This window comes from Diaphorobacter sp. C33 (assembly GCF_030503915.1).
In the GTDB taxonomy this organism is placed as follows: Bacteria; Pseudomonadota; Gammaproteobacteria; order Burkholderiales; family Burkholderiaceae_C; genus Diaphorobacter; species Diaphorobacter nitroreducens.
The window spans coordinates 788,554-802,961 of the sequence record NZ_CP129980.1 but is presented as its reverse complement, the minus strand read 5'-3'; the positions used below and the strand labels follow the sequence as shown (position 1 = coordinate 802,961).

Annotated in this window: 11 protein-coding genes; 9 read left to right on the top strand and 2 right to left on the bottom strand. The window is 67.6% G+C overall.

From position 1 onward, the window contains the following. Positions 1–76: 76 nt before the first annotated feature. From trxA to QY917_RS03790, 9 genes are all read left to right on the top strand, one after another. Entirely contained in the window at positions 77–409 is a 333-nt protein-coding gene (gene trxA, locus QY917_RS03830; RefSeq protein ID WP_011805563.1) for a thioredoxin TrxA, read from the top strand. 239 nt (positions 410–648) lie between these two features. Next, positions 649–1,911, top strand: coding sequence for a transcription termination factor Rho (gene rho / locus QY917_RS03825; RefSeq protein ID WP_011805564.1), 1,263 nt, complete (start codon positions 649–651; stop codon positions 1,909–1,911). 249 nt (positions 1,912–2,160) lie between these two features. After that, positions 2,161–3,606 carry an efflux transporter outer membrane subunit gene (locus QY917_RS03820; RefSeq protein ID WP_302078707.1) on the top strand — a complete coding sequence of 482 codons (1,446 nt, stop codon included), beginning with the start codon at positions 2,161–2,163 and terminating at the stop codon, positions 3,604–3,606. Positions 3,607–3,626: 20 nt separating this feature from the next. After that, on the top strand, positions 3,627–4,697 hold the full coding sequence (locus QY917_RS03815; RefSeq protein WP_123676398.1) for an HlyD family secretion protein: 1,071 nt from the start codon (positions 3,627–3,629) through the stop codon (positions 4,695–4,697). Positions 4,698–4,721: 24 nt separating this feature from the next. Beyond that, positions 4,722–7,532, top strand: a complete 2,811-nt coding sequence (gene rbbA / locus QY917_RS03810) for a ribosome-associated ATPase/putative transporter RbbA (protein WP_123676399.1) — start codon at positions 4,722–4,724, stop codon at positions 7,530–7,532. 3 nt (positions 7,533–7,535) lie between these two features. Then, positions 7,536–8,684: an ABC transporter permease gene (locus QY917_RS03805; RefSeq protein WP_123676400.1), complete on the top strand. Its 1,149-nt coding sequence runs from the start codon at positions 7,536–7,538 to the stop codon at positions 8,682–8,684. A 97-nt stretch (positions 8,685–8,781) separates the two neighbouring features. Further along, positions 8,782–9,036: a type B 50S ribosomal protein L31 gene (locus QY917_RS03800; protein WP_011805569.1), complete on the top strand. Its 255-nt coding sequence runs from the start codon at positions 8,782–8,784 to the stop codon at positions 9,034–9,036. A gap of 150 nt (positions 9,037–9,186) precedes the next feature. Further along, on the top strand, positions 9,187–10,884 hold the full coding sequence (locus QY917_RS03795) for a hypothetical protein (protein ID WP_123676401.1): 1,698 nt from the start codon (positions 9,187–9,189) through the stop codon (positions 10,882–10,884). Further along, positions 10,884–12,260, top strand: a complete 1,377-nt coding sequence (locus tag QY917_RS03790) for an MATE family efflux transporter (protein WP_123676402.1) — start codon at positions 10,884–10,886, stop codon at positions 12,258–12,260. Before QY917_RS03795 ends, QY917_RS03790 begins: the two co-directional genes overlap by 1 nt. Here the strand turns inward: QY917_RS03790 and phoR are convergent. Together phoR and phoB are read right to left on the bottom strand one after the other, a co-directional pair. Further along, positions 12,205–13,602: a phosphate regulon sensor histidine kinase PhoR gene (gene phoR, locus QY917_RS03785; protein WP_123676403.1), complete on the bottom strand. Its 1,398-nt coding sequence runs from the start codon at positions 13,600–13,602 to the stop codon at positions 12,205–12,207. The two genes, QY917_RS03790 and phoR, sit on opposite strands and share 56 nt — an antisense overlap. Before the next feature lie 86 nt (positions 13,603–13,688). Continuing rightward, positions 13,689–14,396, bottom strand: coding sequence for a phosphate regulon transcriptional regulator PhoB (phoB, locus tag QY917_RS03780; RefSeq protein WP_011805573.1), 708 nt, complete (start codon positions 14,394–14,396; stop codon positions 13,689–13,691). Positions 14,397–14,408 lie beyond the last annotated feature (12 nt).

Below are 14,408 nucleotides of genomic sequence, written 5' to 3'. Positions count from 1 at the left end.
GGTTTCTGTCACAATGACTGGACTTTATACGTACCGGCATCGCCCACTGCTCACACAAGGAACCAAGGAACGCGCCATGGCCAGCGAACTCATCAAACATCTCTCCGACGCCAGCTTTGAAGCCGACGTGCTGAAAGCCGGCACTCCGGTGCTGGTGGACTACTGGGCCGAGTGGTGCGGCCCCTGCAAGATGATCGCCCCCATCCTGGACGAGGTGGCTGGCGCCTACCAGGGCAAGCTCACCATTGCCAAGATGAACGTGGACGAGAACCGCGAGATTCCCGCCAAGTTCGGCATCCGCGGCATTCCCACGCTGATGCTGTTCAAGAACGGTGAACTCGCCGCCACCAAGGTAGGCGCCATGAGCAAGGCCCAGCTCACCGCCTTCATCGACCAGCAATTGGCCTGATTCCCTTCTTGCCGGCCGCCCTCCGCGGCCGGCAGTCTTCCGAGGTGCGCAGCACCCGGGCAACCTGCGAATAGCGCAGAACTTTTCCTGTCATAATTCGCGCTGATCGCCTCGCCGCACGTGCACCCAGCGGCCGGCTCCGGATCACAGGCTCGCCAAGTCCGCCATCACCCATGGCCCGCACGAAACGCAGCCCTTCCCCTCACACAGACATTTCCACTCCGTCCAGGAGTCACTCCATGCACCTTAACGAACTCAAGGCACTGCACGTGTCTGAAGTCCTCAAGCAGGCCGAAGACCTGGAAATCGAAAACGGCGGCCGCATGCGCAAGCAGGAGCTGATGTTCGCCATCATCAAGAAGCGTGCAAAAGCCGGCGAGCAGATTTTTGCCGACGGCGTGCTTGAGATCCTGCCCGACGGCTTCGGCTTCCTGCGCAGCCCCGACACCAGCTACACCGCGAGCACCGACGACATCTATATCAGTCCGAGCCAGGTGCGCCGCTTCAACCTGCACACCGGCGACATGATCGAAGGCGAGGTGCGCACGCCCAAGGATGGCGAGCGTTACTTCGCGCTGACCAAGCTTGACTCCGTCAACGGCGGCCCGCCCGAGCAGAACAAGCACAAGGTGATGTTCGAGAACCTCACGCCGCTGTTCCCCAAGGAGCAGATGCGGCTGGAGCGCGAGATCAAGGGCGAGGAGAACATCACCGGCCGCATCATCGACATCATCGCCCCCATCGGCCGCGGCCAACGCGCGCTGATCGTCGCGCCTCCGAAGAGCGGCAAGACGGTGATGATGCAGCACATCGCCCATGCCATCACGGCCAACAACCCCGATGTGCACCTGATGGTGCTGCTGGTGGACGAGCGCCCCGAGGAAGTGACCGAGATGCAGCGCTCGGTCAAGGGCGAAATCATTGCGTCGACCTTCGACGAGCCCGCCGCACGCCACGTGCATGTGGCCGAGATGGTGATCGAGCGCGCCAAGCGCCTCGTGGAACTGAAAAAGGACGTGGTGATCCTGCTGGACTCCATCACCCGCCTGGCCCGCGCCTACAACAACGTGGTGCCCTCCAGCGGGAAGGTGCTCTCCGGCGGCGTGGACTCCAACGCTCTGCAACGCCCCAAGCGCTTCTTCGGCGCGGCGCGCAAGGTCGAGGAAGGCGGCTCGCTGACCATCATTGCCACGGCGCTGGTCGACACCGGCAGCCGCATGGACGAAGTGATCTTTGAAGAATTCAAGGGCACGGGCAACTGCGAAATCCACCTGAGCCGCCGCCTCTACGAAAAGCGCGTGTTCCCGGCCATCGAGCTCAACAAGAGCGGCACACGCCGAGAGGAACTGCTGCTGGCACCCGAGATCCTGCAGAAGACGCGCATCCTGCGCCAGTTCATGTACAACATGGACGAGATCGAGTCCATGGAACTCATGATCAAGAAGATGAAGGAAACCAAGACCAACGTGGAGTTCTTCGAGGCCATGCGCCGCGGCGGCTGACCTGGTCTGCTCCACCGCTTTACCCAGCCCCGCCTTCGTGCGGGGCTTTTTCATGGCCGCCCATTGCCCCTCGCTGCGTGCAGGCGTGACTCCCCGCCCACCGCTCACTTGATTCGCCTCAAGACACGGCGCGACGCGCCGGCCCATACTGGCTGTCATCTCATTTCGATAGCATGGTGGCCCGCAATGGGGCGCCCAACGGACCGGGCGCTGCGAACGAAATTGCGGATTACCATCGCCGGCCTGCGTATGCCCTTCGCCCTCCCCGCCCTCGTGTCGCTCCTTGACAGCCCAGCGCTGCGCACGGGCCTGCTCGGCATCTGCGTCACAGTCGCCGGATGCATGGCAGGGGTGCGAACGGACGTACCCTCCCCTGCGCTGCTGCCCGCCGCATGGCCCGTGCCACCCGTCGCCTTCGATGACAGCACCGTCAGCGTTGACGACCAGGCCGAGTGGGGGATGTTCTACCGCGACCCCACACTGCAAGGCCTGGTGCGCCAGGCGCTCGAGAACAACCGCGACCTGCGCCTGGCAATGCTGCGCGTGGATGAGGCGCGCGCCGCCCTGGGCCTGCAGTCCGCCGATCGCTGGCCGACCCTGGCCGTGGGCAGCAGCCACACCCGCGCCCGCGTGCCGGGGGACCTGAACGTGGCCGGCCGCGCCGTCACCACCGGCGAGCACCGCGTGGGCCTTGCCATCAGCAACTGGGAGCTGGATCTGTGGGGCCGCGTGCGCAGCCTGGAGGCGGCAGCGCAGCAGGCCTACTTCGCCTCCGCCGAAGGCAGCCGCGCCGCCCAGGCCGCATTGGTGAACCAGGTGGCACGCAACTACCTCGCATGGCGCGAAACGCAGGAACGCATCGCGCTGACAGAAGACACCATCGCCACGCGCCGCGAGAGCCTGCGCATCTTCGGGCGCCGCCACGCGGCCGGCGCCATCTCGCGCCTGGCGCTGACGCAGGTGGAATCTCTGCTGTACCAGGCCGAATCCATCGGCACCCAGCTCGCGCAGCAGCAGGCACTGCAGGCCCATGCGCTGGCGCAGCTCGTGGGCGTACCGTGGGATGCGCTGGCCCTGGCGCCGCCCCAGGCTGCCGTCGCCCTTCCCACCGTGCCCGCGGGATTGCCTTCCGACCTGCTGCTGCGCCGCCCCGACATTGCCGCCGCCGAGCACACCCTGCACGCCGCCAACGCCCGCGTACAAGCCGCGCGCGCAGCGTTCTTTCCGCGCATCGCCCTGACCACGAGTGCGGGCACCGCCAGCGCGCACCTGGACGGCCTGTTCGACAGCGGCAGCCGCGCCTGGACGTTCGCTCCCAGCGTCTCTCTGCCGCTCTTCGACGGGGGGCGCCTGCAGTCCAACCTGGATCTGAGCGCCGCACGCCAGAACATCGCCGTGGCCGACTACGAAAAGACCGTGCAGACGGCCTTCCGCGAAGTGTCAGACGCGTTGGCCACGCGCGCCACGGCAGCGCGCCAGATCACGCTGCAGCAGGCCCAGCGCGACGCCTTGCATGAACGCGCGCGTTTGGCGCAACTGCGCTACGACCACGGTGCCACGCCCTACTTCGAAGTGCTGGATGCCCAGCGCGACCTGCTGGCCGCCGAACAGCAACTCGTGCAGGCACGCTATACGCTGCAGGCCGCACACATCGCCGTCTATGCCGCGCTGGGCGGCGGCGCGCCCGCGCGCTGACAACCCAACGGGACCCTCGCATGACCATTCCCAAGAAAATCCTCATCGCCGCAGCCGCAATCGCTGCCATCGCCGCACTGGGCGGCTACGCCTGGCTGCAGTGGAAGGAAACGCAGCAGAACGCCGGCCTCGTGGGCGGCAACGGGCGCATCGAGGCCACCGAGGTGGACGTGGCCACCAAGTACGCCGGCCGTGTGGCCGAGATCCTGGTGCAGGAAGGCGACTTCGTGCAGGCCGGCCAGCCACTGGCACGCATGCAGGTGGACAGCCTGCTGGCCCAGCAGCGCGAGGCTGAGGCCAGCCGCGACCGCGCCCTGCAGGCCGTGGCCTCCGCGCGCGCCCAGGTGGCACTGCGCGAGAGCGAGCACACGGCCGCCCAGGCCCTGATCGCCCAGCGCGAAGCCGACCTGGACGCCGCTCAGCGCCGCGCGGCACGGTCGGAGACACTGGCGCGCGAGGGCGCATCCTCCGAGCAGGAACTGGACGACGACCGGGCCCGCGTGCGCAGCGCACAGGCCGCGCTGAAGGCCACGCAGGCACAGGCGCAGGCCGCGGGCGCGGCCATCGTTGCGGCGCGCACCCAGGTGGCCGGCGCCGAATCGGCGGTAAAAGCCGCCGATGCGACCGTGCAGCGCATCAACGCCGACCTGGCCGACAGCGAACTCGCCGCCCCGCGCGATGGCCGCGTGCAGCTGCGCCTGGCCCAGCCCGGTGAAGTGCTGGGCGGCGGCGGCAAGCTGCTGAACCTGGTGGACCTGACCGACGTGTACATGAGCTTCTTCCTGCCCGAGACCGTGGCCGGCCGCGTGGCGCTGGGAACCGAGGTGCGCATCGTGCTCGACGCCGCACCGCAGTATGTGATCCCGGCCAAGGTGTCGTTCGTCGCCAGCACGGCGCAGTTCACGCCCAAGACCGTGGAGACGGCCAGCGAGCGGCAAAAGCTCATGTTCCGCGTGCGCGCGCGCATCGCACCCGAGCTGCTGCGCAAGCACATCACGCAGGTGAAGACCGGCCTGCCCGGCCAGGCCTGGATCAAGCTGGACGCGGGCCGCGACTGGCCGGCGCACCTGCACAACGTCGTGGCCCCCTGACGGACCGTGACGCCCGGCTGCTCCATGCCCCAGCATCTTGAGACCGCCACCCCCGTGGCCCGGCTGCGGGACGTGCAACTGCGCTACGGCGCGGCCCAGGCCCTGCGCGGCATCACGCTGGACATACCGACCGGCCGCATGGTGGGCCTGATCGGGCCGGACGGCGTGGGCAAGTCCAGCCTGCTGGCGCTGATGGCCGGCGCGCGCGCACTGCAGCAGGGCAGCGTGCAGGTGCTAGGCGGCGACATGGCGCGCAAGGCGCACCGCGACGCGATCTGCCCGCGCATCGCCTACATGCCGCAGGGCCTGGGCAAGAACCTCTACCCCACGCTGTCGGTCGAGGAGAACCTGCAGTTCTTCGCGCGCCTGTTCGGCCACGGCGCGGCCGAACGGCGCAGGCGCATTGACGACCTCACGCGCAGCACAGGCCTATATCCCTTCCTCGCGCGGCCCGCGGGCAAGCTCTCGGGCGGCATGAAGCAAAAGCTGGGGCTGTGCTGCGCGCTGATCCATGACCCTGACCTGCTGATCCTGGACGAACCCACCACCGGCGTCGACCCGCTCGCACGCGCGCAGTTCTGGGAGCTGATCGCCCGCATCCGCACCGAGCGCGCGCACATGAGCGTGATCGTCGCCACCGCCTACATGGACGAGGCGCAGCGCTTCGACTGGCTGGTGGCCATGGACGATGGCGCCGTTCTTGCCACGGGCACACCGCAAGAGCTGCTGCAGCGTGCTGGCGTCGACACCCTGGAGGAAGCCTTCATCGCCCTGCTGCCCGAAGCCAGGAAGCGCGGCCACAGCCCGGTGGTGATTCCACCGCTGCCGACCAACGGCGAGGACGACATTGCCATCGAGGCGCAGGGCCTGACCATGCGCTTTGGCGACTTCGTGGCCGTGGACCAGGTGAGCTTTCGCATCCGACGCGGCGAGATCTTCGGCTTTCTGGGCTCCAACGGCTGCGGCAAGTCCACCACCATGAAGATGCTCACCGGACTGCTGCCTGCGTCCGAGGGCCGTGCGTGGCTGTTCGGCCAGGCGGTGGACCCGCACGACATGGCCACGCGCCGGCGCGTGGGCTACATGTCGCAGGCGTTCTCGTTGTATGGCGAGCTGACGGTGGAGCAGAACCTGGTGCTGCACGCGCGCCTGTTCCATGTGCCGGAAGAACAGGTCACAGCGCGCGTGGACGAGATGCTGCAGCGCTTTGCCCTGCAGGACGTGCGTGCCACCCTGCCCGCCAACCTGCCGCTGGGCATGCGCCAGCGCCTGTCGCTGGCCGTGGCCATGGTGCACCGGCCCGAGTTGCTGATCCTGGACGAGCCCACCTCCGGCGTGGACCCGGTGGCGCGCGACGCCTTCTGGCGCCTGCTGGTCGAACTGTCGCGCCGCGACCGTGTGACGATCTTCATCTCCACCCACTTCATGAACGAGGCCGAGCGCTGCGACCGCATGTCCATGATGCATGCGGGCCGGGTGCTGGACAGCGACACGCCGGCCGCGCTGATGGCCCGGCGCGGCGCCCAGACGCTGGAGCAGGCGTTCATCGGCTACCTGCTGGAGGCCGCCGGCGAGCCCGTGGCCGATGACAACGCTACGAAAACAGGAGCTTCCAGCGCTCTATCGACGGTCGTATCGAACGCAAAAGAGTTCGAAACACCCGCAGATCAAGCGGCGGCAGCTCCTGAAATAGAAGCACCCCGGCACCGCGCCTTCAGCCTGCAGCGCATGCTGAGCTACATGTGGCGCGAGTCGCTGGAGCTGCGCCGCGACCCGGTGCGCGCCACGCTGGCACTGGCGGGCTCGCTGATCCTGATGTTCGTGATCGGCTACGGCATCAACATGGATGTGGAGAACCTGCGCTACGCCGTGCTCGACCGCGACCAGACCACGCTGAGCCAGAGCTATGCCAACGCGCTCGCGGGATCGCGCTATTTCATCGAGCAACCGCCGCTGTCGGACCATGCCGAGCTGGACCGGCGCATGCGCAGCGGCGAGCTGTCGCTGGCCATCGAGATCCCCAGCGGCTTTGCCCGCGACGTGCTGCGCGGCAAGAACGTGGAGATCGGCGCCTGGGTGGACGGCGCCATGCCCATGCGCGCGGAGACCGTGCGCGGCTATGTGCAAGGCATGCACCAGCATTGGCTGGCCGCGCAACTGCACGAGCGCACGGGGCAGCGCCTGGCCAGCAGCGTGACCGTGCAATCGCGCTACCGCTACAACCCCGACGTGCGCAGCCTGCCCGCCATGGTGCCGGCGGTGATTCCGCTCTTGATGCTCATGCTGCCGGCGATGCTCACGGCGCTGGCCGTGGTGCGCGAGAAGGAGATGGGCTCCATCCTCAACCTGTACGTGACGCCCGTCACACGCACCGAATTCCTGCTGGGCAAGCAACTGCCCTACGTGTTGCTGGCCATGCTGAACTTCCTGCTCATGTGCCTGCTGGCGGTGACCGTGTTCGGCGTGCCCATCACCGGCAGCTTTGCCACGCTGGCGCTGGCAGCGCTGGTGTTCTCGGTCACCTCCACCGGCATGGGCCTGCTGGCCAGCAGCGTCACGCGCAGCCAGATCGCAGCCATGTTCTTCGCACTCATCGGCACGCTGATACCGGCGGTGCAGTTCTCGGGCCTGATCGATCCCGTCTCGTCGCTGGAGGGCAGCGGCCGCCTCATCGGCTCGGTCTACCCGGCCACATACATGTTCATGATCAGCCGCGGCGTCTTCAGCAAGGGACTGGGCCTGGCCGATCTGCAGGGAGCGCTGCTGCCGCTGCTGGCGTCGGTGCCCGTGGTCATGCTGGGCGCGATTGCGCTGCTGAAGAAGCAGGAGCGCTGACCAATGCCCGGCTCCTCCTCATCCGTGCGCCTGCACCTGCTCAACATCTACCGCCTGGGCGTGAAGGAGTTGTGGAGCCTGCTGCGCGACCCCACCATGCTGGTGCTGATCGTGTATGTGTTCACGCTGTCGGTGTACGCCGCCGCCACGGCCATGCCCGAAATCCTGCACAAGGCGCCGATTGCGATCGTGGACGAGGACCAGTCGCAACTGTCGCAGCGCATCGTTTCGGCCTTTTACCCGCCGCAGTTCAACACGCCGGCGCTCATCACCGCACGCGAGATGGATGCGGGCATGGACGCGGGGCACTACACCTTCGTGCTCAACATCCCGCCCGACTTCCAGCGCGACGTGCTCGCGGGCCGCGCAGCGGAAGTACAGCTGAACGTGGACGCCACGCGCATGAGCCAGGCCTTCAGCGGCAATGCCTACGTGCAGCAGATCGTGCTGAGCGAGGTCAGCGAATTCGTGCAGCGCTACCGCGGCACCGCAGCCCCACCCGTGGATCTGGCGCTGCGCATGCGCTTCAACCCCGCGCTGGACAAGGCATGGTTCGGCAGCCTGATGGAGATCATCAACAGCGTGACCATGCTGTCCATCATCCTCACGGGCGCGGCGCTGATCCGCGAGCGCGAGCACGGCACCATCGAGCACCTGCTGGTCATGCCCGTCACGCCCACCGAGATCATGCTGGCCAAGGTCTGGTCCATGGCGCTGGTGGTGCTGCTGGCGGCCACGACGTCGCTGGTCCTGGTGGTGCAGGGGCTGCTGCGCGTGCCCATTGGCGGCTCACTGGGGCTCTTCCTGGCCGGGGCGGCGCTGCACCTGTTCGCCACCACCTCCATGGGCATCTTCATGGCCACGGTGGCGCGCAGCATGCCGCAGTTCGGGCTGCTCATGGTGCTCACGCTCATCCCGCTGGAGATGCTGTCGGGCGGCACCACGCCGCGTGAGAGCATGCCGGCGCTGGTGCAGAACCTGATGCTGGCGGCCCCCACCACGCACTTCGTGGAGCTGGGCCAGGCCATCTTGTACCGCGGCGCAGGCATGGACGTGGTGTGGCCGCAGTTCCTGGCGTTGGCGGGCATCGGCTCGGTCCTGTTCGCCCTGTCGCTGGCGCGCTTTCGCCGCACCATCAGCAGCATGGCCTAGCACCGCTGAATCAGCTTGTGCGATAATTGCGGGCTTTTTTGCGGAAAGTACACTGGAATAGGCTGGTGCGGCTCCCGCTGACTTGAGGAAGAAGATCATGAAAGAAGGCATCCACCCCAATTACCGCGAAGTGCTGTTCGTTGACCTGTCCAACGGCTTCAAGTTCGTGACCCGTTCCTGCGTGAACACGAAGGAAACCGAAACCTTCGAAGGCAAGGAATACCCCCTGTACAAGCTGGACACGTCCTCCGAATCGCACCCCTTCTACACCGGCACGCAAAAGTCGGTGGACAACATGGGCGGCCGCGTGGAGCGTTTCCGCAACCGCTTCGGCAAGACCGCAGCGAAGTAAGCAGCAAGGCCTGCCCCGTGCAGGCCCGTGCAGGCAGGTGGCGAGCCCATTCGCCGCACCTGCACACACCAGGCAGCCCGGCTTCTCCGCGCTGCCTTTTTTATTGCGCACTCCGCTATCCTCGGCCCAACGCCATTTCCCCCCGTCCGCGTGATACACCCGACCCCCGCCATCGTTGCCCAGAGCGCCGTGCGCCCGCTGCCGCGTTGGGCCTTGCTGCTGCTGTGCCTGGCCTATGCCGTTCCCGGCTTCGTGGGGCGCGACCCGTGGCGCAATGCGGACATCGCCTCGTTCGGCTACATGCGCGAACTGGCCCTTGGGCGCACCTCCTGGATGGACCCGCTGCTGGTGGGCGTGCCGCCGGATGGCGACGGACTGCTGCCCTACTGGCTGGGCGCGTGGGCCATCCAGGCGCTGGACGGCTGGCTGCCGGCGGAGCTTGCCGCGCGCCTGCCGTTCGTCGCGCTGCTGCTGCTGACCCTGGCGGCCACCTGGTACAGCGTGTACTACCTGGCGCGCAGCCCCGGCGCACAGCCCGTGGCCTTTGCCTTCGGCGGCGAGGCGCAGCCCGCCGACTATGCCCGCGCCATGGCCGATGCCGGCCTGCTGGCCTTCATCGCCTGCCTGGGACTGGCCCAGCTGTCGCATGAAACCACGAGCTACCTCACCCAGCTGTGCTGCACCGCGCTGCTGTTTTACGCTGGCTCCGCAATGCCTTGGCGCACGGCGTGGCCCACCTTCACCGCCATTGCCGGGCTGCTGGGGCTTGTGCTCAGCGGCGCCCCCACGCTCGCAGTGCTGCTGGGCCTGGGCTGTGCCTGGCTAGTGGCCTGCACGCGCGGCGCGACACTGCGCAACCGCGCAGTGGCAGCGGGCGTGCTGCTGGCCGCCACAGTGGCCGCTGCCGCGCTGGCGCTGCAGTTGGACCTATGGCGCTGGCGCATCGTGCGCTTTGAAGATCTGAAACAGTGGCAAAGCCTGGTGCGCCTGTTCATCTGGTTCAGCTGGCCCGCCTGGCCCCTCACGCTGTGGACGCTGTGGCGCTGGCGGCAGCAGATCCTCAGCCGCGAATGGCACCGGCACCTGTTACTGCCGCTGTGGTTTGCCCTCGTGGCCGTGACAGCCACACTGACCACCCAGCCGGCCGACCGCGCACTGCTGCTGGGCCTGCCCGCCCTGGCGGCGCTGGCCGCCTTTGCGCTGCCGACGCTGCGGCGCAGCATCGCAGCGCTGATCGACTGGTTCACCCTGCTGTTCTTCAGCGCCTCGGCCATCGGTATCTGGGTGGTGTGGCTGGCGGTGCAGACGGGGGTGCCGGCCAAGCCCGCGGCCAACGTGGCCAAGCTGGCGCCCGGCTACGTGCCGTCGTTCTCGCTGTTGGCCTTCGGCGTGGCGCTGGCCGCCACGGCTGCGTGGTGTCTGCTGGTGGTCTGGCGCGCGGCACGCAACCGCCCCGCCATCTGGCGCAGCCTGGTGTTGCCCGCGGGTGGCGCCACGCTGGGCTGGCTGCTCATGATGACCTTGTGGCTGCCGCTGCTGAACTATGGCCGCAGCTTCGCACCCCAGGTGGCGGGTGTTGCCGCAGCCATCACCGACCGCGACAGCTGCGTGGTCGGCTACGGGCTGAACCGTGCGCAGTTGGCCGCGCTGCTGCACCATGGGCAGCTGCACATGGTGCCCACCGAACAGCTGGCGCAGTGCGACTGGGTCATCGCAGACGCCTCCGCCGCACCGCTGGTGAGCGCGTTGCTGCCCCCGGCGCAGTGGCAGGAGATGGCGAGCGTCAGCCGCCCCACGGACCGCGGCGACCGCATGCTGGTGCTGCGCCGCACGGCCCGCAAGCGCTGATGTCCGAGCTGTCCACCATTGCACGGCACGCACTCACCGTGCTGGCCGGGCAGCTTGCGGTGATGGCCTTCGGGGTCACGGACACCATCGTTGCCGGACGCCATTCGCAGGAGTCCCTGGCCGCCCTCTCCATCGGCTCAGCCGTGTTCGTGAGCGTGTACGTGGCGCTCATGGGTGTGTTGCAGGCCTTGCTGCCCATCTGGGCCGAGCAGCGCGGCGCAAACGCACAGGCCGGCATGGGCGCCAGCGTGCGCCAGTCGCTGTACCTGTGGGCGGGTGCCGCGGTGCTGGGCATGGCCGTGCTGCTGTCGCCAGGCCCGCTCCTGCAATGGACCGAGGTGCCGCCGGCGCTGCGCGGCGAGGTGCAGGCCTACCTGGCCATCCTCGCGTTCGGCCTGCCGCCTGCATTGCTGTTTCGCATCTACAGCACCCTCAACCAGGCTTTGGGGCACCCGCAGCTCGTCACCTGGCTGCAGGTCGGCTCGCTGGCGGTCAAAGTGCCGCTCTCGGTCTGGTTCACCTTCGGCGGTGCCGGGCTGGCGCCGCAGGGTGCCGCAGGCTGCGCGTGGGCCACGCTGGCCGTGAACTACGGCCTGATGCTGCTGGGCTGGTGGATGCTGCGTCACCACACGATGTACGGCCCGCTGCGGCTGTGGCGCCCGTTGGAGCGGCCCGACCCCGCGCAGATCGCGCGCTTTCTGCGGCTGGGCCTGCCAGCGGGTTTGTCCATCCTGGTGGAGGTGACCTCTTTCACGCTGATGGCGCTGTTCATCGCACGCCAGGGGACTTTGGCCTCAGCTGCGCACCAGATCGCTTCCAACCTCGCCGCCGTGCTCTACATGGTGCCTTTGTCGCTGGCCATTGCCGCAAGCGCCCGCGTGAGCTTCTGGCGTGGCGCGGGGAACGAGCACCAGGCCGCTGCCGTCGCCTTGAAAGGTTTTTGGCTTGCAGCGCTTATGGGATGTGCGCTAGCAGCTATATTATTAATAGCAAAAGGTACGATCACGGCCTTGTACTCCACCAGCGCGGAAGTCGTCGCCATGGCAGGCGCGCTGGCAGTATGGGTGGCCGCCTACCATGTGGCGGATGCCCTGCAGACGCTGTGCATCTTCGTGCTGCGCAGCTACCGCATCACGCTGGCGCCATTGGCGGTCTATTGCGTGCTGCTGTGGGGCGTGGGACTGTATGGAGGCTACGTGTTGGCCTACCGCGGTCTGGCGGGCTGGGGGCCAATGCATTCCCCTTCGCCTTTTTGGGCCGCCAGCGCTGCCGCTCTAGGCGCGACGGCGTTGATTTTCACGGCCCTGCTGCTGGGCGTGCTCAGGCTGCAGACACGCCGGGCGGCTCCGCCACTACCGCAGGAACCCCACCGCTGAGGCCGCGCGGCGGCGTCCGCAGGCGCGACGGCGGAAACACCACCGTGAACGTCGAGCCCTGCCCCACCACGCTGGCCACCTGCAGCGCTGCGCCATGGCGCTGCACCACATGCTTCACGATGGCCAGTCCGAGGCCCGTTCCGCCCGTGTCGCGCGAGCGGCTGCGGTCCACGCGGTAAAAACGCTCGGTGATGCGCGGCAGGTGTTCCGGCTCAATGCCAGGCCCTGAGTCGCGCACCATAAAACGGGCGCTGCCATCAGGCTCCACGTCCCACGCCACGGTGATGCTGCCTCCGGGTGGCGTGTAGCGCACAGCGTTGTTGACCAGGTTGGCCAGGGCGCTTTGCAGCTCGGCCGCATTGCCGGCCACCTGCCCGGCCGCCTGCGCTGCTTCGGCCGTGGGGAACGTGATCTGGTGAGGCTTGCCGGGCTGGTTCTGCGTCAGCAGGGCCGAGAGCGCGCGCCCCTCGTCCTCGCAGCGGCGCAGCAGCGTCGAGACCGCGACCCATTCGTGCATGCTGGGCGGAGGGCTTCCCTCCAGGCGCGACAGCGTCAACAGGTCTTGCACCAGGTTCTGCATGCGCACGGCCTGCTGCGACATCATGCGCAGGTAGCGCGCACGCTCCTCGTTGCTGAGCTGCAGGGTCTGCAGGGTTTCGACAAAGCCCATCAGCACCGTGAGCGGGGTGCGGATCTCATGCGACACGTTGGCGACGAAGTCGCGCCGCATGGCCTCGGCCTGCTCCAGCGCCGTCACGTCGCGTGACAGCAGCAGCTTGCGGCCATCGCCATACGGGTGCAGGTGCACCGATACGCGCACCGGCCGCGAGGGCGTGCTGGCGCGTCCGGGCAGCACCACGTCGCGCGTGTAGTCCTTGGACGCGTAGTAGGTACTGAAGTCCGGGTCCCGCACGAGGTTGCCGATGGATTGCTGCGCATCACGCTCCGCATCCAGGCCAAAGTGCTCCTCGGCCATCTGGTTGCACCATTCGATATGGCCTTCGGCATCCAGCAGCATCACGCCATTGGGCGATGCCTGCAGCGCCTGGAGGATTTCCTGCAGGCGCGCATCGCCAGCCTGCGCCTTCAACTGGCCCTGGCGCACCAAGCGCCTCGCGCGGTCTGCTGCCTCCCCCCACAGGCCGCTCAGGCGTGGCGTTTGCGTGGGGTCTCCCTGTCGCAACCAGTTCAGCACGCGCGCGCCGCGCCACAGATCCCAGGCAAACCACAACCATGCGGCGAAACAGGCGCCGATGCCGGCACCCCAGGGGCCCGCCTGCCACCAGCCCAGCGCACCGCCGATCAGTTGGCACAGCAGAAAGAAAAAGAAGCGCAGGAGCATGGCCGCAGGGCTCAGGTCAACAACAAAAAAGCGCCCGCATCATCTCCAGGCGCCTGAAAAAACACGGGGGCATCGGGCACCCGCCATCACGCCCGCATGAGTGTCTGCGGCTGCGCGGTGAGCCGGTATCCCGCTCCACGCACGGTCTCCACCATGGCGCCGCCTACCCCCAGCGCTTCACGCAAGCGTTTCACGTGCACGTCCACCGTACGCTCCTCGATGAAGACGTGGTCCCCCCAAATCTTGTCGAGCAGTTGCGCGCGGCTGTGCACGCGCTCCGGGTGCTTCATCAGGTAGTGCAGCAGCTTGAACTCTGTCGGCCCGACCTTGAGCTGCTGGCCCTGGTAGCTGACGCGATGCGTGGCCGCATCCAGCACCAGTTCACCAATAGAGACGCTGTCGCTGACCTGCTCGGGCGCACGCCGGCGCAGCACGGCGCGGATGCGCGCCAGCAGTTCCTGCGTGGAAAACGGCTTGGTGATGTAGTCGTCGGCGCCGGCATCCAGCCCGGCCACCTTGTCGGGCTCGTCACCGCGCGCCGTCAGCATGAGGATGGGGATCTGCTTGGTGCGGCTGTCGGCACGCCACTTGCGTGCCAGTTGCAGGCCACTTTGGCCCGGCAGCATCCAGTCCAGCAAGATGACATCGGGCAGCACCGCGTCCAGCTCGCGCTGCGCCGACTCGCCGTCTTCCGCCCAGATGGGCTGAAAGCCGTTGTGGCGCAGGTTCACGGCCACCAATTCTGCGATGGGGGACTCGTCCTCGACGATGAGTACCCGGGGAAGCTTCTTCATCGGTTCACCGCC

What these genes read in the sequence shown, in the direction of transcription:
- trxA (WP_011805563.1), top strand. Translation starts at nt 77, where the DNA reads ATGGCCAGCGAACTCATCAAACATCTCTCCGACGCCAGCTTTGAAGCC.
- rho (WP_011805564.1), top strand. Translation starts at nt 649, where the DNA reads ATGCACCTTAACGAACTCAAGGCACTGCACGTGTCTGAAGTCCTCAAG.
- QY917_RS03820 (WP_302078707.1), top strand. Translation starts at nt 2,161, where the DNA reads ATGCCCTTCGCCCTCCCCGCCCTCGTGTCGCTCCTTGACAGCCCAGCG.
- QY917_RS03815 (WP_123676398.1), top strand. Translation starts at nt 3,627, where the DNA reads ATGACCATTCCCAAGAAAATCCTCATCGCCGCAGCCGCAATCGCTGCC.
- rbbA (WP_123676399.1), top strand. Translation starts at nt 4,722, where the DNA reads ATGCCCCAGCATCTTGAGACCGCCACCCCCGTGGCCCGGCTGCGGGAC.
- QY917_RS03805 (WP_123676400.1), top strand. Translation starts at nt 7,536, where the DNA reads ATGCCCGGCTCCTCCTCATCCGTGCGCCTGCACCTGCTCAACATCTAC.
- QY917_RS03800 (WP_011805569.1), top strand. Translation starts at nt 8,782, where the DNA reads ATGAAAGAAGGCATCCACCCCAATTACCGCGAAGTGCTGTTCGTTGAC.
- QY917_RS03790 (WP_123676402.1), top strand. Translation starts at nt 10,884, where the DNA reads ATGTCCGAGCTGTCCACCATTGCACGGCACGCACTCACCGTGCTGGCC.
- phoR (WP_123676403.1), bottom strand. Translation starts at nt 13,602, where the DNA reads ATGCTCCTGCGCTTCTTTTTCTTTCTGCTGTGCCAACTGATCGGCGGT.
- phoB (WP_011805573.1), bottom strand. Translation starts at nt 14,396, where the DNA reads ATGAAGAAGCTTCCCCGGGTACTCATCGTCGAGGACGAGTCCCCCATC.